The sequence below is a fragment of the Streptomyces sp. NBC_01017 genome (assembly GCF_045162795.1).
In the GTDB taxonomy this organism is placed as follows: Bacteria; Actinomycetota; Actinomycetes; order Streptomycetales; family Streptomycetaceae; genus Streptomyces; species Streptomyces machairae.
Genome location: NZ_CP108683.1, coordinates 2,602,051 through 2,621,304, shown reverse-complemented (window position 1 = coordinate 2,621,304; position 19,254 = coordinate 2,602,051). Strand labels below are relative to the sequence as shown.

The following is a 19,254-nucleotide window of genomic DNA, read 5'->3' as shown; positions in this document are numbered from 1 at the left end:
TCGTGGGCCGTCGATTCCTGGTGAGCCGGCTCAGGAACGGGCGCGGGCCGCAACGCCCTCGACGAGGATGTCCAGGGAGAACTCGAAGAGGGTGTGCAGACGCGGTGGCGTTGTTCACAGGGCAGGAAGGTGCTGGCGCGGAAGACGCGGGCCTGGTCGATCAGGGACTGCATGGTGTGGCGTCCCCACTCCGTCAGTCGGCGAGTTTGTTGTCGAGGAGCGCCTTGAACGCCTTGTATGTGGCGGGGTTGTCGATCCGCTCACCGTCGAGGAAGAAGGTCGGGGTGCCCTGGACGCCCAGGCCGAGGCCGTCGCGCTGGTCCTCCTGGATGCGTGCGGCCACCTTCGGATCGGTGAGGTCGGCGTCGAACCGGTTCATGTCGAGGCCGAGGGCTTTGGCGTAGCCGCGGAAGACGGACTTCTTCGACTCCTGGGATTCGCCCCATTCCTTCTGGGTGGTGAAGAGCTTGTTGTACATCTCCTCGAACTTGCCCTGGCGGGCGGCGGCTTCGGCGGTGCGGGCGGCGAGATCGCCGTTGCGGTGGCCGGGCATGGGGAAATAGCGGGCGACGAAGGTGACCCGGTCGCCGTACTCCTCGCGCAGCTGCTCCACGGCCGGGAAGTACGCCCCGCACGCCTCGCATTCGAAGTCGAGGAACTCGACCAGAGTGAGCTCACTCTTCTTGGGCTCGGTCAGGCGGTGGCTGGACTCGCGCACGGGCAGCGGCTTGGCCGCCGGCTGGACATCCATCCCGGCACTGCGCCGATCCTCCGGGGAGAACAGCAGGTAGGAGCCGAATGCGGCGGCGAAGCCGGCCACCAGCACGGCGGCGACGATCAGGTTCTTCTTCAGCTTGCTCATGATTCCTCGGGGGTACGGGAGTTGGCGGGGAGCCGGTCGCGGGCATGGAGGCCGGCCAGGTAGGCGTTGTAGGCGGCGAGCGGGTCGTTGTGGTCGCCGCGGTCGATCTGCCGGTCGATACGGCGGGCCTCGCGCTGGTCGGCGCGGACCCACTGGATGGCCAGGATGATCGTGGTGATCAGGACGGGGATGTCACCGGTGGCCCAGGCGATCGCGCCGGCGTCGTACTGGTCGTCCATCGCCCGCTCGACCCACGGCCGGTCCAGCAGCGACCACCAGCCCTCACCGATCAGCGCGGTGGAACTCATCAGCGAGATGCTGAACCAGGAGTGAAAGGGCATCGTCAGAATCAGTGCGAACAGCCGGGCCAGGTGCGGCGGACGGCGCGGGCCCGGATCGATCCCGATGACCACCCAGAAGAACAGCAAGCCCACCGCGAGGAAGTGCACCAGCATGAACATGTGCCCGAGGTGGCTGCGCATCAGCGTCTCGAACAGCGAGGTGTGGTAGACGGCGAAGGCGCTGCCGATGAACAGCACGCTCGCCACCACCGGGTGGGAGATGACCTTGACGTAGCGGCTGTGCAGCAGCTTCATCAGCAACTCGCGCGGACCGTCCGGCCCGCCCTTCGGCGCGGCGGGCAGCGCTCGCAACGCGAGGGTGGCGGGGGCGCCGAGCACCAGCAGGATCGGCACCGTCATCGCGAGGATCATGTGCTGGCCCATGTGCACGCTGAACAGCACCTTGCCGTACACGTTCAGGCCGCTCATGGTGGCCAGGACGGTCACCGCGAGACCCGCGAGCCACGAGATCGTCCGCCCGACCGGCCACTTGTCGCCCCGCGTGTGCAACTTCCGTACGCCCGCCAGGTACAGCAGCGCCGCGGCGCCCGTACCGAAGGCGAACAGCGGGTCGAAGTGCCACTGGGTGAACAGCGGCGTCCACGGGAAGTCGCCGAGCGGGGGAGGCATGGCGAAGCCGAGCAGCTCCTCGGCGGGCGAGAGCTCGGCGTCACCGGCGCCGGGTGCCGGGGTGCGGGCGAGGGCGACGGCAAGACCCATCGCGGCGGCCATGAGCAGGAGTTCGCCGGCTGCCGGCCGGACGAACGCGCGCCGCCTTCCGTCGTTCAGGGCGGGCAGGGTGCGCCGCCGGTGCCACCAGCCGATGCCGCCGAGTACGGCGAGCGCCGCCGTCTTGGCGAGCACCATCAGCCCGTACCGGCTACTGAACACATCGCTCACGGACGGCAGCCGGACCGCGGCGTTGACGATGCCGCTGGCCGCGACCGCGATCAGTGCCCAGCCGGCGAGTGGGCTGAACCGCCGGGCAGCAGTCGCCGCATCCGACTCGCGGCGTGCGACGGCCACGAGGACGAAGACCAGCCCGCCGACCCACACGGCCACACCCATCAGGTGCAGGGCGAGGCTGATGACGGCCGCGTCATGGTTGCCCGCGGCCGAGGAGTGCCCGCTGAACGCCGGAGGCAGCATCCCCGCGAGCGCGACCAGCAAAGCCAGACGCGCCCACCACGCCGTCCCGATACCCGCACACAGGGTCGCGACGACTCCTGCGGCCGCCGCCATCAGGGCGTACGAGCGGCCCTGGGCATCGGTGGTGACGAAGTCGGCCACCATGGCAGCGGACGCCACCTCGCCCACCGGCTGGGCGAACAGGTCCGACAACGTGAAGAGCAGGGTCGCCACCGACGCGGCGGCCCACAGACCTGCCCCGACCGCGGCCCAGGTGAGATAGCGCAGCTGCGCCGGGCCGAGCTTCCTGCCACCCGGCAGCAGCACGGCGACGAGCAATAGCGCGCCGACGGTGGCCACGGCCGACGCGTCCACGACCGTACGGGCCACCGGCAGCCCCCAGGCGGTGAATGCCCCGGCGTCCGGGATGCCGGGGACGCGGACCGCCGTGCCGCCACCGGCCCACACGGCGACCGCCGTCACCGCGACCGCGACGCCGAGTGAGGCGGCCAGGACGAGAGGCAGCCGCGGAAGCCGCCGGCGTTCGGTCGTGGTCTCAGTCGCCATGACCGGCTCGCCTCCGCCGCGCCAGGTACGCGCCCACGGCCGCCACGATCAGGGCCAGCGCACCGCCGCCCACGAGGGCGAAGGTGGTCGTGCCGGCCGACTCCTCGTCGGCTGCGTCGGCTTGGCCCGCGCGGGCGGCGGGCGAGGGCGGTGCGTCGGCAGGCTGTTCCGTTCGCGGCGAGGGGCTCGGACGGTCGGCTGCCTTGACGGTGAAGGTGTACGAACCGGAGACCGGGTGGCCATCGGCGGAGACCACCCGGTAGCCCACGGTGTAGCGACCGGCCGGCGACCCGGTTTCGAGCGGCAGGGTGACGGTCTTGCCCTGGACATCCGGCTCGCCGGTGCCGGCCGACTTGCCGTCGGGGCCGGTGATGGCGACCTTGGCGTACTTCTGCGTCATCTCGTCGCTGAAGGTCAGCCTGACCCGCGGAGGCAGCCCGGCGAGCGTCGCCTCGGCGCCCGGACTGCTGACGTCGAGTTCGGTGTGGGCGACGGCCTGCGGAGCGGCGACAGCCAGGATCGCCAGCACGGCGGTCGGTACGGCGATGCCGCGTGCCGCCACGCGGGCGGCACGCCGAGGAAAGGCGTTCATGATGCGGGACTCTCTGTGTCCCCCGGCGAGGAGCTGCGCCGGGACGAAAGGGACCGGCCCGCGCGACGGTCACCTTTGCGCCCGCCTCGTCAGGGCAGGCAGAGACCGCCGATCAGCGTCGGCCGGAGAAGGGCAACGGGGTTCTGCCCGGCACGCGGGGGTGCCCTGCCCTCGTTCAGCCGCACCAGTAGCGCCGACACGAGCGGGGCCGTGCTCTGGGGCATCGCCGTTCGTGGTCCTGTGGCGTGCCCTCCGCGGAGCAGCGGCCACAGGGAGAGCAGCCATCGTCGTACGACCGTCAGCACAGACCTGCTCTGCCACAGCAGCCGTTCGGTCAGGCCCAACAGACGTGCCGCCAGCAGCAGCATGACCAGATGCCCGGCCGGCAGCACACCCGCGGATGGCCCGGCGACCGCGTCGTGCTCGACCAGCCGGGACAGCCCACCTGTGGAAGCGCCCTGCTCGGTCACCGCCGCGCACGCCCCGGGCAGCGAGTAGGCGGCGTGGTACGCCAGCTGTGCGAGCGCCAGTACGGCCAGCACCTGATGGTCCGTCAGTCGCCGCCGGGTCAGCACGACCGCACTCGGAACCGCGACAGCGGCGATGGCGCCCGTGATGATCCACCGGGGGGCGTGGCACTGCGCGAGCACATGACCGGCCAGCGGCAGCAGCACGCACAGCACTGCCAGCACGCCCGCCCGTAGCCCTCGCAGCACGCCGGACGCCGGAGAGACGGCTCCCCGCGGACGGTGTGCTCATCAGGTTCGGGCCTTCGGAAGCCCGCCCGGGATCGGACGGGGCAGTGGACAGAGGTGGAGCGGACCGGCTTCCGGTCCCGCCCAGGAAGCGTACCGACCGGCTCGCCCGTGGGTTCACGACAGGGTGGCACTCGCTGACGGCGGGACTGGACGATCCTCCATGAGCGACGCGTTCTCGCAGGTCAGAGGCGTGTTATTCGACATGACAACGGTCACCGATGCAGCCTTTGGTGATTCGCTCAGGTGTGCGTTTCACTGCGGGCAGGACATCCGTCGTCTCGAGGGGGAACGTCAGCATGAGTGATCACGACCATGAGTACGGCCCGGGCCACGATCACGGTCCGGGCGGCCACGCCGGACACTCCCACGGCGTCTCGGCGGACGCCGACCGCCGCTGGCTGGCCATCGCTCTGACGCTCATCACCGCGTTCATGGCGATCGAGGTCGTGATCGGTGTCATCGCCCGGTCCCTGGCCCTGATCTCGGACGCGGCGCACATGCTCACCGACGCCGCGTCCATTGTCCTGGCCCTGATCGCGATGAGGCTGGCGGCCCGCCCCGCCAAGGGCGGCTACACCTACGGCCTCAAGCGCGCGGAGATTCTCTCCGCCCAGGCCAACGGACTGAGCCTGCTCCTGCTCGGCGCGTGGCTGGCGTACGAAGCCGTGCTCCGCCTGATCGACCCGCCCGAGGTCGAGGGCGGGCTCATGCTCGCCACCGCCCTCGCGGGCATCGTCGTGAACGTGGCCGCGACCTGGTGCATCTCCAAGGCCAACCGCACGTCCCTCAACGTCGAGGGCGCCTACCAGCATGTCCTCAACGACCTGTTCGCCTTCATCGGCACCGCGGTCGCCGGCCTGATCGTCGTCCTCACCGGCTTCGCCCGCGCGGACGCGATCGCCACCCTGGTGGTCGTCGCCCTCATGTTCAAGGCCGGCTACGGACTGCTGCGCGATTCCGGTCGGATCTTCCTGGAAGCGGCCCCGGCCAACATCGATCCCGACGCGCTCGGCGACGAGCTCGTGGCCCAGCCCGCCGTCGTGGAGGTCCACGACCTGCACGTCTGGCAGATCACCTCCGGTCAGGCCGCCCTCTCTGCCCACATCCTGGTCGAGACCGGTGGGGACTGCCACGCCGTGCGCCGAGACCTCGAACAACTCCTGCGCGACGCCTACGGCATCACCCACACCACCCTCCAGGTCGACCACGCACCGTACCCGGTGCTGGAGCTCGCTCTGCACGGCAACCGCGACCTGCTGACATCCAGTGCAGGCCTGCACTGCGAGGGTGCACACGGCCCGGTTCATCGGGACGAACCACACGACCACTGAGCCGCTGAGCATCTGTCAGTACAGGGTTTCCTGAATTCAGGAAACCCTGTACTGTCATTGCTGTGCTGACCATCGCCTCCGAGATCGACGCCCTGGCCCGCTTCGGCCGTGCTCTCGCCGACCCGATCCGCTGCCGGATCCTCCTCGCCCTGCGCAAGGCGCCCGCGTACCCGGCCGACCTGGCCGAGCAGCTCGAGATCTCCCGCACCCGGCTGTCCAACCACCTCGCCTGCCTGCGTGACTGCGGCATCGTCGTCACCGTCCCCGAAGGCCGCCGCACCCGCTACGAGTTGGCCGACGCCCGCCTCGGCCGCGCCCTGGACGACCTGCGCGGCGCGGTCCTCGCAGTCGAAGCCGACCGCACCTGCGTGGAGGCCGAAGAGAAGGGCTGCTGCTGATGACGGCCATCTCCCTCGGCCCCACCCCGGACCGCCGCACCCAGCTGGCCCGCCGCATACGCCTGCTCGTCGCCGCCACCATCACCTACAACGTCATCGAAGCGGTGGTCGCCGTCACCGCCGGCACCCTCGCCTCCTCCACCGCCCTGATCGGCTTCGGCCTGGACTCGGTCATCGAGGTCTCCTCCGCGGCAGCCGTGGCCTGGCAGTTCTCCGCGGCCGACCACGCCGTCCGCGAAGCCCGCGAGAAGACCGCCCTGCGCATCATCGCGCTGTCGTTCTTCGCCCTGGCCGCCTACGTCACCGTCGAATCCGTCCGCGCTCTCGCCGGCACCGGCGAAGCCCAGCACTCCACGCCCGGCATCGTCCTGGCCGCGCTCTCCCTGGCCGTCATGCCGTTCCTGTCCGCGGCCCAGCGCCGCGCCGGCCGCGAACTCGGCTCCGCGTCCGCGGTGGCCGACTCCAAGCAGACACTCCTGTGCACCTACCTGTCGGCCGTCCTCCTGGCCGGCCTGCTCGCCAACTCCCTGTTCGGCTGGAGTTGGGCGGACCCGATCGCCGCCTTGGTCATCGCCGCCGTCGCGGTCAGGGAGGGCCGCGAGGCGTGGCGGGGGGACAGCTGCTGTGCCGTCCCCATCGGTGGGATCACTGAAGCGGAGGGCCAGAGCGACGCGTGCGGCTGCGCTCCGGGTTGCGCCTGCTGCACGGCTGCCAAGGAGAAGGAGGCGGAGCCCCGATGGGTGCCGTAGGTGTCGCCGTGCGCCGGCGAGCTACAGCTGCTCCTCATGGCCTCGGCCTCCTTGCAGGAAGTCCTGCATCTTCGCCTTGAACCCCTGCCGGATCATCGACCCGCGATCGGCGTCCCCCTTCAGGATCGACGCGGCCGTCGCCTCCATCTGGTCCCAGGTGGCGTGCGGCGGGATCGGGGGTACGGCCGGGTCGGTGAGGAACTCGATCACCGCGGGCCCGTCCGCCTCCAGCCCGGCGCGCCAGGCGGCCGCCACGTCCTGCGGCTTCTCCACGCGGATGCCGGTCAGGCCGAGGGAGCGGGCGAAGGCGGCGTACTGGACGTCGGGGAGCTCCTGGGACGGCAGGAAGGACGGGGCGCCCTCCATGGCGCGCATCTCCCAGGTGACCTGGTTGAGGTCGTGGTTGTTGAAGATGCCCACGACCAGGCGCGGGTCCGCCCACAGGTCCTTGTACTTCGCCGCGGTGATCAGCTCCGCAAGGCCGTTCATCTGCATCGCCCCGTCCCCGACCAGAGCGATCGCCGGACGGTCCGGGTGGGCGAACTTGGCGCCGATCGCGTACGGCACCCCGCAGCCCATCGTCGCGAGCGTCCCGGACAGCGACCCGCGCATGCCGGGGCGCATCGTCAGGTGGCGGGCGTACCAGTTCGCCGCCGAACCCGAGTCGGAGGAGACGATCGCGTTGTCGGGGAGCAGCGGGTCCAGGGCGCGGGTGACGTACTCCGGGTTGATGGGGTCGGCCGACAGATTCGCCCGCCGGTCCATGACCTCGTGCCAGCGCGCCACGTTGTCGCACACCGTGTCGTACCACTCGCGGCCGCGCTCCTCGGAGCGGATCAGCGGGATCAGCCGCTCCAGCGTCGCCTTCGCGTCCCCGACGAGATTCACCTCGTACGGATAGCGCATCCCGACCATGTGCGGATCGATGTCGATCTGCACCCCACGGGCCTTGCCGAAGTCCGGCAGGAACTGCGTGTACGGGAAGGACGACCCGATCGTCAGCAGGGTGTCGCAGTCCCGCATGAGCTCGTACGACGGGCGGGTGCCCAGCAGGCCGATCGCGCCGGTGACGTACGGCAGCTCGTCGCTCAGGGCGTCCTTGCCGAGCAGCGCCTTGGCCACGCCGGCGCCGAGCAGCTCGGCGATCCGCGCCACCTCGGTCCGTGCACCGGACGCGCCCTGCCCGACCAGGATGGCCACCTTGTCCCCGGAGTTGAGGATCTCGGCGGCCCGGCGCACCGAGTCGTCCGCGGGGGTCGCCGTCCAGCTGCTGCTGTCCAGGCTGGAGGGCACCATCTTGAACTCGTGCGTGGGGGCGGAGTATTCGAGCTCCTGGACGTCGCCGGGGATGATGATCGCCGTGGGGGCGCGGCGCGCGTACGCGGTGCGGATCGCCCGGTCCAGGACGTTCGGCAGCTGCTCGGGGACCGTGACCGTCTCCACGAAGTCCGAGGCGACGTCCTTGTAGAGCGAGTGCAGGTCCACCTCCTGCTGGTACGAGCCGCCCATCGCGGTGCGATGCGTCTGGCCTACGATCGCCAGGACGGGGACATGGTCGAGTTTGGCGTCGTACAGGCCGTTGAGCAGATGGATCGCGCCGGGTCCGGAGGTCGCCGCGCACACCCCGAGACGCCCGCTGAACTTGGCGTAGCCGACCGCCTGGAACGCGGACATCTCCTCGTGCCGGGACTGGATGAACAGGGGCTGGTTGTCGGCGCGTCCCCACGCGGCGAGCAGGCCGTTGATGCCGTCGCCGGGATAGCCGAAGACGTGCTCCACACCCCACTCGCGCAGGCGCTGCAGGACGTGATCGGCGACCTTGGTGCTCATGCGGGACCTCCCGGACTCCGTGGGACTGCGCGGCGCCGCTACGAGTGACCCCGCGTACGGGCGGAAAACGCGCGGGCGGAAAACCTGCGTGGGTGTTTGCGGACCGGGAGTGAGGGCAGGCGAACAATCAGTGCTTCGGACAGGAGGCACGTCCGTGGGAGCGGCAATTCCCGCCACGGGTGTGTCCGGTCCCCGGCGCACGCCCGCACTCCCTCGGTGACCGTCCAAGCCAGAGCACAACCAAGGGAGTTGCGACGCACAATGCCCACCTCAGTGAGCGCGAAGCACCACCCGCACGACGACGCCCCCGACACCGCGGAAGACTTCCGCAAGCTCGCCGCCCTGCCCGAGGGGCAGCAGCGCGACACCGTCCGCGAGAGGATCGTCGAGGCGTGGCTGCCCATGGCCGACCGGCTCGCGGGACGTTTCCGCAGCCGCGGCGAGAGCTTCGACGACCTGCGCCAGGTGGCCGCCCTCGGGCTGGTCAAGGCCGTCGACCGCTACGACCCCGAGCGCGGCAACGCCTTCGAGAGCTACGCCGTGCCCACCATCACCGGCGAGATCAAGCGCCACTTCCGCGACCACATGTGGACGCTGCACGTACCGCGCCGGGTCCAGGACCTGCGCAACCGCGTGCGGTTCGCCGTCCAGGACCTGCAGACCGTCTCGGGCCGCAGGCCGACCACTGCCGAGATCGCCGCGCACGCCGACATGAGCGAGGCCGACGTCAAGGTCGGTCTGGAGGCCCTGGAGAGCTTCACCGCCCTGTCACTCGACGCGGAGCTGCCCGGCAGCGAGGACGGCTACTCCCTCAGCGACGCGCTGGGAGCCGCCGATCCCGCGCTGGACACGGTCGTGGACCGCGAGGCCGTGGCGCCGCGGCTGGCGGCCCTGCCCGAGCGTGAGCGCGCCATTTTGTACATGCGCTTCTTCGGGGACATGACGCAGAGCCGGATCGCCGAACAGCTCGGTATCTCGCAGATGCACGTGTCCCGGCTGATCAGCCGGTGCTGCAGCCGGGTGCGGGAGCAAGTGCTCGACGACGTGGGCTGACACAGCCACGCGCCGCTCAGGGCGTTCCTGTCACCGCCAGCGCGATGTGGCGGGACATGGTGTCCATCGCCCGCGCCTCCGCCATCGAGAACGCCAGGCGGGCGCCGCATCTGAACAGGGTCAGGACGCCTGCCACGGTGCCCTCGGCAGCGAGGGGCACACACAGCAGTGACGTGACGTTCGCCTGCACGAGGACCGGGGCGCCTTCGGCATCATGGCCGAAGGCGTCCGGGTTCGGCGGGCGGACCTGAAGGGTCGGGGAGGCGGTGCGTGCCGTCTCCACGACGAGGGGGCACCTGGCCGGCGACTGGGCCGCCAGCGTCTTCGCCTCCTGCTCCGAGGGGGCCAGCACGGTCGTACGGGACAGTCCGGTCGCGGCGGACGCGCCCGTGTCGGCGACGACCCAGTCGGCGAAGCGGCCGTGCAGGACCTGGGCCGCCCGCCGGACCACCGCCTCGCGGTCGCCGCGCGGCGCCGTCAGCAGGGCCGTGGTCATCTCGTCCAGGACGTCCGTCAGGGCCGCGTGCCGGGTGGTCTCGGTGAGGTCGGGGACCTGGGTCGTCGGGCTGTCGCCCGGAGCCGGGGCCCCGGTCGCGCGCAGGTCGCCGGGCTGCAGCACCACCAGCACGGTGGTGTGGGGCTCCCCGCTGGGGCGTACGGCCGTCAGGGTCGCGTGGACCGGGACGGACGGGCGCTGCTGGAGGTGCACGGTCAGGCTGCGGTCGCCCTCGCCGCGCGCCACCGCAGCGGCCTGCGAACGGAAGGCCGCCCGGTCGGCGTGGGCGAGGAACCCGGTCAGCGGCCGGCCCGTCGCATACCCCGCCCGGACACCGGTGAAGGACGTCGCCGCGAAGTTCAGCCGGCGCACCACCGCTTCCCGGTCCACCAGCGCGACGGGCAGCGGAAACCGCTGGAACACCGCCCGCAGCAGGTGCTGTTCCTGACGGTCGGCGGACGTCGTACGGGGCAGACCGCCCGAGGTCAGCCGCTCGTACGACGGCCACAACTGGCCGGCCACATGGTCCAGTTCGAAGATCGCCGCGTCCAGGACGGTCGGCAGATCCCCTCCCGAAACGGACCGTGCCGCCTTGAGCTCCGCGACGCGGCGCACGAAATCCGCAAGTTCTTCACCGAATTCGTCGGTCCTCTCCATGGGGATGAACCTAGCTCGCGGCGATGTGGTCCGGGGCGGCGGGGATCCAACTGGTCCCCCTTGTTCTCCCACTGTTTTCCCCGCGCAGTACCGGGAAAGCGCCCAAAATGAGGAGGAGTTGAGGATGCCCGCTCACGATCGTGTCGGTCGCTGGGGAGACCAGTCCGCCGAAGCCGCCCTTCCGGGGCGCAGGCTGTCCGAACTGGTCGAACAGGCCGTGCGCTGCACCGCCGACTGCTGCGGCGCGAGCAGCATGGTGGCCGAGGCAGGTGCCGAGCGGCCCGCCGCCGTCACCCACCCCGACCTCGCCGGACTCGTCGCCGTACAGCTCCGCTCCGGGGACGGACCCATCCCGGCGGCCCTGGAACGAGGCGAGCCCGTCGACTCGGCCGACCTGCTGCGCGACGAGCGCTGGCCGGAGTACCGCGCCATGGCGCTCGACTCGGGGGTGCGCTCCAGCGTCACGCTCCCGTTCCGTCGCTCCGGGCTCACGGTGACGCTCAGTCTCTACAGCTTCCGGCCCGGCGCCCTGGAGGACGTCGTGCACGGGCCCGTGCACGCCCTCGGCGAACTCGCCGCCAGCTGCCTGGTCCGCGACCGCTCCTACCGCGCCGCGCTCAGCGAACTGGACCATCTCGGCACCGCCCTGCGCTCCCGACCGGTCGTCGACCAGGCGTGCGGCATCGTCATGCACGTCCTCGGCTGCGACGCCGACACCGCCTTCGGCGTACTGCGCCGCATCTCCCAGGGCACCAACCGCAAGCTGTCGGACGTCGCCGCCGGAGTGGTCGACAGGCGGGGGCGCGGGCTGGAGCGGGACCTGGCCGCGCTGCTGAACTGAACCCGGCGGTCGACCCGTACGGCGTCACCCACTCGGCCGTGCCCGTCGCGCGAATGGTGCCCGGCCGCGCGCGCCCGGACGCCGGGCGGGCTGTCATGGCTGCGGGGGCACGACCGCCGTACCCCCGCAGCCGTCGGCCGAAGGAGCTCACCCCATGCGCCGCACCGCCCGCGCCCTGTCCGTCGCCGCTCTGGCCGGTGTCGTCCTGGGCTTCGTCGCCTCGGCCGCCTTCGCGGAGCCGACCGCGGAGGTCAGCCCCGGTTCCGTCTCCCCGGGCGGCAGCGTCACGGTGTCGGTGTCCTGCGACGCCCTCGGCACAACCGCTCCGGCCACCATCGACGCCACCTCGCAGGCCTTCGAAGAGGGCACAGTCCAGCTGAAGCGGGTATCCGGCAACGACGAGAAGGTCGCCGGGCCCGCCTACAGCGGCACCGCTCGCATCCCCCCGGCCGAGAACTTCGAGGACGATCCGGACGCGGCCGGACCGGATTCCGCGTGGACGGTGGACGGCACCTGCCCGGCGGCGTCCGGCGGGGAGGGCAAGGAGTGGAGCGCGTCGCTCACCGTTGCCCTCGACAGCGGCGGCGGCAAGGAAGGTGGCAAGGGCGGCGGGGAGGCCAGCACGGAGGGCGGCAGCGCGGGCGGCGGCACAGAGACCGGCGGCGAGGGCGCCACGGGCGGCACGCAGAGCGGTGGTGAGGGCGGCAAGGGCGGCACCGAGGGCGGCTGGAGCGGCGCCGACGGGGGCGGCGATCCCTGCACCGAGCCCCACTTGGGCAACACCGAACCCGGCAAGGCCGGAACCGGGTGGGAGGAAGGCGCGCCCTCCGGCAAGGGCGAGCACAGCGGGTCACAAGCGCAGGACTGCGACGGTGCGGCCGTCGACCACGGCGTGCAGGCCGGTGACGGCGGCACCTTCACCGACTCCGTCCCCGCCCTCGTCGCCGGTGGCGTGCTGATCGCGGGCGCGGCGGGCGGTGCGGTGTACCGGCTGCGTCGCAAGACGCCCACCGTGCAGGACTGACTCCCGGCGGGCGCCCATGGTGTGGCGGCACGATGGGTACTCGGAGCACCACTGAGGCACCTGGCACAGCGCGGAGGCAAGGATGCGCCCGACGGACCCCGAAGGCCACGGCCCCGTCCGTTACGGGCCCCCGCTCCCCGGCGACGGACTGCCCGTGCTGCCCGAACTGGCCGCCGTCCTCGCGGCTGCCGCCGGCCGGGCCGAGAGCGAGCTGATCGGCGGCGGCGACGGCCTCCTGGCGGCCGCGTGCGGATACTGGGGCCGGCGCGGGCTGCCGACCGGGCCCGAGCACGCGGTGGCCGCTCCCGGGGCGCCCGCCCTGCTGCTCGCCCTGACCGCCGCGATCGGCGGCGACGTCCTGGTGCCGCGGCCCTGCGCCGCCTGGTGGGCGCCGTACGCACGCCTGTTGGGCAGACCCGTCTTCCACGTGGCGACACCGGCGGAGTGCGGCGGTGTGCCGGATCCGTACGCCCTGCTGGAGACCGTACGCCGGGTCCGGGCCGAGGGCGGTGACCCGCGGCTGCTCGTGCTGTCCGTCGCCGACGACCCCACGGCCACCGTGGCCCCGCCCGAGGTGCTGCACGAGACCCTGGAGGCGGCCACCGGAGAGGGGCTGCACCTCGTCAGTGACGAGACCTGGCGCGACACCGTGCACGCCCGCCACGACACCGTGCTGCTCAGCCCCGCCGAGATGCTGCCCGGACAGGTCACCGTCGTCACCGACCTGTCCGGCGCCCACCTCCCGCCGGGCTGGCCGGCCGCGGTCGCCCGCTTTCCCGCCGACTCCGCCGGCGACGACCTCCACGCGCGCGTGCTCGACGTGCTGACCGCGCTCGGCGCCCGGATCGCCGGCCCCGTCGCTCTCGCTGCCGCGTACGCGCTGGAGGAGCCCGAACCGGTCACCGAGCGGGTCACCGCGACCGTACGCCTGCACGCACGCGTGGCAGCCGCCGTGCACGCCGCTGCCGTAGGAGCGGGCGCCTTGGCGCGGCCCCCGCAGGCCGGGCGGCACGTCTACGTCGATCTCGGCCCGCTGCGCGCGGCGCTGTCCGCGCACGACGTGGGGGACGCGCAGGACCTGGAGGACTTCCTCGCCGAACGGCTCGGCATGCCCGCACCGGGCGGGCACCGCTTCGGCGACGACCTCGGCGCGCTGCGCGTACGGCTGTCCACCGGCCCCCTGCTGGCCGGTACCGACGAGGAACGCGCGGAATGCATCACGTCACCCTCGCCGTTGGAACTGCCACACGTGCAACGTGCGTTGATCCACTTGAAGTCGGTCTTCGACGATCTTCGTGACGAAGCTCAGCGATGGGAGCCTCCTCGATGACGCAGCAGTCCGAGTCATCCATGTCGACAACACGGCGTACGACCACCCGGAAAGCCGACGCCCCGGCGGACCCGTCCCCCTTCGCGCCCCCGTTCCCGCCGCTCGCCGCACCCCGCCCGCTGGGCGAACGCCGGGTGTGGCCGCGGACCTTCCACGACCGGCTCACCGCCCCGCTGCCCGGCTTCAAGACCCTCGCCCGCTTCGCCCGCGAGGGCGCCGTACGCCCTGGGCGGGAGGGCCTCGCCGACATCCCGAAGCTGCCCTTCGAGCCGGGCCCGGTGCCCCGCGTGGACGCGCGCACGGTCGCCGTCTCCTGGGCGGGACACGCCAGTTGGGTGGTCCGGATCGGCGGACTGACGGTCCTCACCGACCCCGTCTGGTCGCGCCGCATCCTCGGCACCCCGGCCCGCATCACGCCCGTCGGCGTCGCCTGGAGCGCCCTGCCGCGCGTCGACGCGGTCGTCATCAGCCACAACCACTACGACCATCTGGACGCCCCCACACTGCGCCGACTCCCGCGCGACACCCCCGTGTTCGTGCCGGCCGGCCTCGCCGCCTGGTTCCGTCGCCGCAAGTTCACGCAGGTCACCGAGCTGGACTGGTGGGAGGCGGCCGAACTGTCCGGTGTCCGCTTCGACTTCGTACCGGCCCACCACTGGTCCAAGCGCACCCTCGTCGACACCTGCCACAGCCTGTGGGGCGGCTGGGTGCTCACCGCGCCCGACGGACAGCGCGTGTACTTCGCGGGCGACACGGGCTACGGCCACTGGTTCGCCCGCATCGGCGAGCGCTACCCCGGCATCGACCTCGCCCTCCTCCCCATCGGCGCCTACGACCCCCGCTGGTGGCTCAGCGACGTCCACTGCGACCCGGAGGAGGCGGTGCGGGCGGCCCGGGATCTGGGGGCCCGCAGGATGGCGCCGATGCACTGGGCGACGTTCGTGCTGTCGGCGGAGCCGGTCCTGGAGCCACTCACGCGGGTGCGGGCGGCGTGGGAGAAGGCGGGGCTGGACCGCGAGGACCTGGTGGATCTGCCGGTAGGGGGATCGCGGGTACTGAACCAGCCGACGGCCAGGGGCCGAGACGTCACCGGGCGGACCGGATTCGCCTCCACAGAATCGGCACCCCGCTGATGACCAGCGTCAGCGCAACGGCCGCGACGACGCCCTCCCACGGCTCGTCGAACAGCGACCCACCCAGAATCCCGATCAACTGATACGTCACCGCCCACGCCAGACACGCCGGAAGGTTCCCGCGGGCGAACCGCCGCATCGGCCACTTGGCCAGCAGACACGCCAGCATCACCGGCAACCGCCCCGCAGGAACCAACCGGGACAGCACCAGGACGGCCACACCGTGCTCGGCGAGCTTCTCCTGCGCCTGAGTGAGCCGCTCCTCCGGCGCGCGCGAGCGGATCGCCTCCAGCCAGCGCGAACCGTTCTTCGAGCGCATGCCGCGCCGCCCGAGCCAGTACAGCGTCGCGTCGCCCAGGAACGCCGCCGTCGACGCCGTCACGAACACCAGCGCCAGCGAGAAGGGTGCCGTCTGGTGAAACGCCACCACCGCCGCCGAACTCACCAGCGCACCCGTCGGGATCACCGGCACCAGCGCCCCGATCAGCACCAGCAGGAACAACGTCGGATAGCCGATCGCCTGCTGGGTCGACTCGTACGGCACCGTCGTCGCGGCGGTGGCCAGAACGGTCACCGGGCCACCTCCGGGCGCACGCGCTCCCCGTGCGTGAGCCGGTGCACGGCCACGCCGGGCGCGCGCTCCGCCGCGAGCCGTGCGAACTCGTCGCCGGGCGCATGGAATTCATGGGGGCGCACGGCGTCCATGCCGATCGGCCAGTACGTGCCGTAGTGCACCGGCACCGCGCTGCGCGGTGCGAGCCGGGTCAGCGCCTCGGCCGCCCGCCCCGCGTCCAGATGCCCCTCCCCGAGGTACGGTCCCCAGCCGCCGACCGGCAGCAACGCCACGTCGACCGGTCCGACCTCCTTCGCCATCGCGTCGAACAGCCCCGTGTCCCCGGCGAAGTAGGTGCGTGCCTCGCCCTCGATGACGTAGCCCAGGGCGGGGGAGCGGTGCGGGCCGACGGGCAGCCGGCGTCCGTCGTGCCGCGCGGGCACGGCTCGTACGGCCACGTCGCCGACCGTCGTCACGTCCCCCGGCGCCATCTCGGTCACCCGCAGATGCGTGAGCCGGCGCAGGCCCGGCACCGCCCGGCGCGCGCCCCGGGGCACGAGCAGACGGGTGTCCTGCGGCAGCCTGGCGAGAGACGGAACGTGCAGATGGTCGGCGTGGAGGTGGGAGACCAGGGCGACGTCCGCGCGCCAGGCGCCGGGCGTGGGCGGTGCGCCCCGGCGGCGGCGCAGGTGTGCGAGCCGGCGTGCGAACAGAGGGTCGGTGAGGAGGCGCACGTTCGAATCCTCGACCGTGCAGGTGGCGTGACCCCACCAGGTGATCTCCACCGGCACCTCTTTGCCTCGTTCGTGCGACTCCCCGAAGCGTACGGGCTGGAGTAGGGTCGGCGGCGAAACCCGGAGGTGAGGGGGACGCCATGGGGTCATCCGTAGTGCGTGTGACGGCGATCGCCAGTCTGACGCCGCTCGAAGAGCTGGACGCCGACCCCTTCCTGGTGGACTCCCGCAGCCAGCACGCGATGTGCGCGCGCTGGGCCGCCGAGCACGGGTACGTCGTCGCGCGCGAGCTCCTCGTACGCCGGTTGCGGGCGGACCACAGCGTGCTGTGGGAGGGCGTCCGCCCCGGCCTCGACCTGTTCGTGGCGCCCAGCCGGAGAGTGCTGGAGAGCGCGCTGTCGTCCGTCGACGACTTCTCCGCGGAGTGCGCCCGGCGGGGCGTGCGCGTGGAGATCGTGGGGCGCGCGGAGCCGTTGTACGACGCGCAGATGAAGGCGCGGGTGCACCGGAGGCTGTCGATGCCGACGGCCGGCTACGACGGGCGTTGACGATCACGGCCCTCGGCGCGTGACGAAGCAGGCGGGCGGGACGGCGTGCCCGGTCGGGTGTCACAGGGGTGTGCCAGGCTGGGGGCGTGAAAGGCCCGTTTCGGGGTGCTGGGCCGGGACGTGAGGTGGGCTGGGCGTGCGTGGTGGGCGTTGGCGGCGGGTTGCCAGTCAGGTCGGGCGGAGCGTGGCCGTGTGGGCCGTCTCCACCGTCACCATGCTCGTGCTCGCCGGGATCCTCCCGGATTTCCAGCTGCAGTCGGCCGACGGTGACAGCGCCACCCACATCGCGATGACCGCCGCCCTCGGTGCCGGTGCCTTCGGTCTGCTCTCCGCGCTCGCCTGGCCTCTTCTCGTACGGCTCCTGCTGCTGGTGCCCGCCCTGGTGCTGGGCCTGCTGGTGTTCTTCCTGAACGGCTCACTGCTGATCGTGGCCCTGCGTCTCGTCCCCTCCGGCGACAGCGAGGCCGCCCCCGAGACCGCCGTCATCGTCGCCGCCGTGATGTCCGCCGTGGCGTCCGCCACCGGCGCCGCCCTCGCCGTCCGGGACGACGACGCGTACCGGCGCCGCCTGTACCGTCTGGCCGACCGCCGCCGCAGGGCCCTGCCGCCCGGCCCGTCCAGCCCCGGCACCGTCTTCATCCAGCTCGACGGCGTCGGCCACGACGTCCTCCTCGACGCCGTCGGCAAGGACCTGATGCCCACCGTCGCCCGCTGGCTCGGCCACGGCGGCAACGGCGGCGGCACCGGTCGCGCGGACGGCGCCCGCGCCACCCACCGGCTCACCCCCTGGCGCACCGACTGGTCCAGCCAGACCGGCGCCAGTCAGCTCGGCATCCTGCACGGCAGCAACCACGACGTCCCCGCCTTCCGCTGGTACGAGAAGGCCGCCCGCGAGGTCATGGTCTGCAACCGCCCCGCCAACGCCGCCGAGCTCCAGCGCCGCGCCATCGACCGCACCGGCGACGGCGGACTGCTGACCGCCGACGGCGCCAGCCGCGGCAACCTGTTCAGCGGCGGCGCCGACGAACAGGCCCTCGTGCTGTCCATCGCCACCAAGCGCCGCAGCCGCGAGAACCGCTCCCGCTCGGGCTACTTCGCCTACTTCTCCGATCCGGCCAACGCCGTGCGCACCGCCCTGTCCTTCACCGCCGAGGTCGGCCGGGAGATCGGCCAGTCCACCCGGGCCCGCGCCCGCAAGGTCAGACCGAGGGTCTCCCGTGGCGGTCTCTACCCCCTGGTCCGTGCCTTCGCGACCGTCGTCGAACGGGATGTCGTCGTCGCCGCGGTGATGGGCGACATGCTCGCCGGCCGCACCGCCGTCTACGCCGACCTCGTGGCGTACGACGAGGTGGCGCACCACTCCGGGCCGCGCGGCCGTGACACCGAGAAGGTTCTCGAACGCCTCGACCGGGCGCTGGCGTTGATCGAGAACGTCGCCGAGCACGCGCCGCGGCCGTACCGGATCGTCGTGCTGTCCGACCACGGCCAGAGCCCCGGCGAGACCTTCCGCGCCCGCTACGGCCTCGGCCTCGGCGACCTGGTGCGGGCCGGCTGCGGGCTGCCCGTGCCGCGCCGGGCGCGGCGCACCCACAGCGGCGCCGAGGCGCGAGCGGCCGTGCGCGCGGCGCTGCGCCGGCCCGTCGAGGACGGCGGCGAGCAGCACCGCCCGTCCCGCCGTTCGGAGCCGATCGTGCTGGCCTCCGGCAACCTGGGCCTGGTCTCCTTCCCGGACGTGCCGCACCGGATGACCAAGGAGGAGGTCGACGCCCGTCACCCGGCCCTGCTCACCACCCTCGCCAACCACCCCGGCATCGGCTTCCTGCTCGTCCGCAGCGAGAAACACGGAGGAGTCGTGCTCGGCGCGTACGGCGCCGAGATCCCGCTGGACCAACTCGACGACAAGCCGGGCCCGTTGGAGGCGTTCGGGCCGGGCGCCGCCGACACCGTGCGCCGTACGCACTCCTTTCCCAACGCCGCCGACATCATGGTCAACTCCGCCTACGACGAGGCCGACGACGAGGTCCTCGCGTTCGAGGAGCAGATCGGTTCGCACGGCGGACTCGGCGGGGCGCAGGGCAAACCGTTCCTGCTGTCACCGCTCGCCTTCTCGGCGCCCGTCGGCGACGGGGAGGACCTCGTGGGCGCCGAGCACGTCCACCGTGTGCTGCGCCGGTGGCTGCGGGAGGTGAGCGGCCCGCAGGTGCCCGTGGAGGCGAAGCCGGAGGAGCGGGCGGCCTGAAAATCGGATGACGACCGCAACCATCAATTGAGAACCTCGACGGCGAGCAACCACATCCGCGCGGCGCCGGTTCAGGCGCAAAGAGGGGAG

Annotated in this window: 18 protein-coding genes; 10 read left to right on the top strand and 8 right to left on the bottom strand. The window is 72.3% G+C overall.

The genetic code is table 11. The features are described 5' to 3' along the window. Positions 1-193: 193 nt before the first annotated feature. The 4 genes from OG331_RS12110 to OG331_RS12095 all read right to left on the bottom strand — a co-directional run bounded on the left by OG331_RS12110 (position 194) and on the right by OG331_RS12095 (position 4,182). On the bottom strand, positions 194-862 hold the full coding sequence (locus OG331_RS12110; RefSeq protein WP_406194979.1) for a DsbA family protein: 669 nt from the start codon (positions 860-862) through the stop codon (positions 194-196). Beyond that, on the bottom strand, positions 859-2,898 hold the full coding sequence (locus OG331_RS12105) for a cytochrome c oxidase assembly protein (RefSeq protein ID WP_406194976.1): 2,040 nt from the start codon (positions 2,896-2,898) through the stop codon (positions 859-861). Before OG331_RS12105 ends, OG331_RS12110 begins: the two co-directional genes overlap by 4 nt. Next, positions 2,888-3,490: a copper resistance protein CopC gene (locus OG331_RS12100; RefSeq protein ID WP_406194974.1), complete on the bottom strand. Its 603-nt coding sequence runs from the start codon at positions 3,488-3,490 to the stop codon at positions 2,888-2,890. The genes OG331_RS12105 and OG331_RS12100 overlap by 11 nt, the downstream gene beginning before the upstream one ends. An 89-nt stretch (positions 3,491-3,579) precedes the next feature. After that, positions 3,580-4,182, bottom strand: coding sequence for a hypothetical protein (locus tag OG331_RS12095; protein WP_406194972.1), 603 nt, complete (start codon positions 4,180-4,182; stop codon positions 3,580-3,582). A gap of 362 nt (positions 4,183-4,544) precedes the next feature. Between OG331_RS12095 and OG331_RS12090 the strand changes: the two genes are divergently transcribed. The 3 genes from OG331_RS12090 to OG331_RS12080 all read left to right on the top strand — a co-directional run bounded on the left by OG331_RS12090 (position 4,545) and on the right by OG331_RS12080 (position 6,726). Next, on the top strand, positions 4,545-5,579 hold the full coding sequence (locus OG331_RS12090; RefSeq protein ID WP_406194970.1) for a cation diffusion facilitator family transporter: 1,035 nt from the start codon (positions 4,545-4,547) through the stop codon (positions 5,577-5,579). A gap of 62 nt (positions 5,580-5,641) precedes the next feature. After that, positions 5,642-5,977: an ArsR/SmtB family transcription factor gene (locus tag OG331_RS12085; RefSeq protein WP_406194968.1), complete on the top strand. Its 336-nt coding sequence runs from the start codon at positions 5,642-5,644 to the stop codon at positions 5,975-5,977. After that, a complete protein-coding gene (locus tag OG331_RS12080; protein ID WP_406194966.1) occupies positions 5,977-6,726 on the top strand; it encodes a cation transporter in 750 nt (249 codons plus the stop codon). The genes OG331_RS12085 and OG331_RS12080 overlap by 1 nt, the downstream gene beginning before the upstream one ends. Positions 6,727-6,747: 21 nt before the next feature. Here the strand turns inward: OG331_RS12080 and OG331_RS12075 are convergent, their stop codons facing one another. Next, positions 6,748-8,556: a thiamine pyrophosphate-requiring protein gene (locus OG331_RS12075; RefSeq protein WP_406194963.1), complete on the bottom strand. Its 1,809-nt coding sequence runs from the start codon at positions 8,554-8,556 to the stop codon at positions 6,748-6,750. A 261-nt stretch (positions 8,557-8,817) separates the two neighbouring features. On the opposite strand from OG331_RS12075, the gene OG331_RS12070 reads away from it, so the two are divergent. Beyond that, on the top strand, positions 8,818-9,609 hold the full coding sequence (locus OG331_RS12070; RefSeq protein WP_406194960.1) for an RNA polymerase sigma factor SigF: 792 nt from the start codon (positions 8,818-8,820) through the stop codon (positions 9,607-9,609). Between the two features lie 16 nt (positions 9,610-9,625). Here the strand turns inward: OG331_RS12070 and OG331_RS12065 are convergent, their stop codons facing one another. Next, complete coding sequence (locus OG331_RS12065; RefSeq protein WP_406194958.1) at positions 9,626-10,762, bottom strand: PAS domain-containing protein; 1,137 nt, start codon at positions 10,760-10,762, stop codon at positions 9,626-9,628. A 124-nt stretch (positions 10,763-10,886) separates the two neighbouring features. Here OG331_RS12065 and OG331_RS12060 point away from each other — a divergent pair, with 124 nt between their 5' ends. From OG331_RS12060 to OG331_RS12045, 4 genes are all read left to right on the top strand, one after another. Beyond that, the gene (locus tag OG331_RS12060) at positions 10,887-11,603 is read left to right on the top strand and encodes an ANTAR domain-containing response regulator (RefSeq protein ID WP_406194955.1); all 717 of its coding nucleotides are present in this window, start codon (positions 10,887-10,889) and stop codon (positions 11,601-11,603) included. 154 nt (positions 11,604-11,757) lie between these two features. Continuing rightward, positions 11,758-12,627 carry a hypothetical protein gene (locus OG331_RS12055; RefSeq protein ID WP_406194953.1) on the top strand — a complete coding sequence of 290 codons (870 nt, stop codon included), beginning with the start codon at positions 11,758-11,760 and terminating at the stop codon, positions 12,625-12,627. An 82-nt stretch (positions 12,628-12,709) separates the two neighbouring features. Then, a complete protein-coding gene (locus OG331_RS12050; protein WP_406194951.1) occupies positions 12,710-13,957 on the top strand; it encodes an aminotransferase class I/II-fold pyridoxal phosphate-dependent enzyme in 1,248 nt (415 codons plus the stop codon). Next, complete coding sequence (locus tag OG331_RS12045) at positions 13,954-15,090, top strand: MBL fold metallo-hydrolase (RefSeq protein ID WP_406194948.1); 1,137 nt, start codon at positions 13,954-13,956, stop codon at positions 15,088-15,090. Before OG331_RS12050 ends, OG331_RS12045 begins: the two co-directional genes overlap by 4 nt. Here the strand turns inward: OG331_RS12045 and OG331_RS12040 are convergent. Then, on the bottom strand, positions 15,044-15,664 hold the full coding sequence (locus OG331_RS12040) for a DedA family protein (RefSeq protein ID WP_406194945.1): 621 nt from the start codon (positions 15,662-15,664) through the stop codon (positions 15,044-15,046). The genes OG331_RS12045 and OG331_RS12040 overlap by 47 nt on opposite strands. Further along, on the bottom strand, positions 15,661-16,434 hold the full coding sequence (locus OG331_RS12035; RefSeq protein ID WP_406194943.1) for an MBL fold metallo-hydrolase: 774 nt from the start codon (positions 16,432-16,434) through the stop codon (positions 15,661-15,663). Before OG331_RS12035 ends, OG331_RS12040 begins: the two co-directional genes overlap by 4 nt. Before the next feature lie 83 nt (positions 16,435-16,517). Here OG331_RS12035 and OG331_RS12030 point away from each other — a divergent pair, with 83 nt between their 5' ends. After that, positions 16,518-16,925, top strand: coding sequence for a hypothetical protein (locus OG331_RS12030; RefSeq protein ID WP_362381629.1), 408 nt, complete (start codon positions 16,518-16,520; stop codon positions 16,923-16,925). 190 nt (positions 16,926-17,115) lie between these two features. Continuing rightward, positions 17,116-19,164 (top strand): phage holin family protein, encoded by a 2,049-nt coding sequence (locus tag OG331_RS12025; protein WP_406209962.1) that lies wholly within the window; start codon positions 17,116-17,118, stop codon positions 19,162-19,164. Positions 19,165-19,254 lie beyond the last annotated feature (90 nt).

Excerpts from the sequence above, each read along its gene's own strand:
- OG331_RS12110 (WP_406194979.1), bottom strand. The coding sequence starts at position 862 with ATGAGCAAGCTGAAGAAGAACCTGATCGTCGCCGCCGTGCTGGTGGCC.
- OG331_RS12105 (WP_406194976.1), bottom strand. The coding sequence starts at position 2,898 with ATGGCGACTGAGACCACGACCGAACGCCGGCGGCTTCCGCGGCTGCCT.
- OG331_RS12100 (WP_406194974.1), bottom strand. The coding sequence starts at position 3,490 with ATGAACGCCTTTCCTCGGCGTGCCGCCCGCGTGGCGGCACGCGGCATC.
- OG331_RS12090 (WP_406194970.1), top strand. The coding sequence starts at position 4,545 with ATGAGTGATCACGACCATGAGTACGGCCCGGGCCACGATCACGGTCCG.
- OG331_RS12080 (WP_406194966.1), top strand. The coding sequence starts at position 5,977 with ATGACGGCCATCTCCCTCGGCCCCACCCCGGACCGCCGCACCCAGCTG.
- OG331_RS12075 (WP_406194963.1), bottom strand. The coding sequence starts at position 8,556 with ATGAGCACCAAGGTCGCCGATCACGTCCTGCAGCGCCTGCGCGAGTGG.
- OG331_RS12070 (WP_406194960.1), top strand. The coding sequence starts at position 8,818 with ATGCCCACCTCAGTGAGCGCGAAGCACCACCCGCACGACGACGCCCCC.
- OG331_RS12065 (WP_406194958.1), bottom strand. The coding sequence starts at position 10,762 with ATGGAGAGGACCGACGAATTCGGTGAAGAACTTGCGGATTTCGTGCGC.
- OG331_RS12060 (WP_406194955.1), top strand. The coding sequence starts at position 10,887 with ATGCCCGCTCACGATCGTGTCGGTCGCTGGGGAGACCAGTCCGCCGAA.
- OG331_RS12055 (WP_406194953.1), top strand. The coding sequence starts at position 11,758 with ATGCGCCGCACCGCCCGCGCCCTGTCCGTCGCCGCTCTGGCCGGTGTC.
- OG331_RS12050 (WP_406194951.1), top strand. The coding sequence starts at position 12,710 with ATGCGCCCGACGGACCCCGAAGGCCACGGCCCCGTCCGTTACGGGCCC.
- OG331_RS12045 (WP_406194948.1), top strand. The coding sequence starts at position 13,954 with ATGACGCAGCAGTCCGAGTCATCCATGTCGACAACACGGCGTACGACC.
- OG331_RS12030 (WP_362381629.1), top strand. The coding sequence starts at position 16,518 with ATGGGGTCATCCGTAGTGCGTGTGACGGCGATCGCCAGTCTGACGCCG.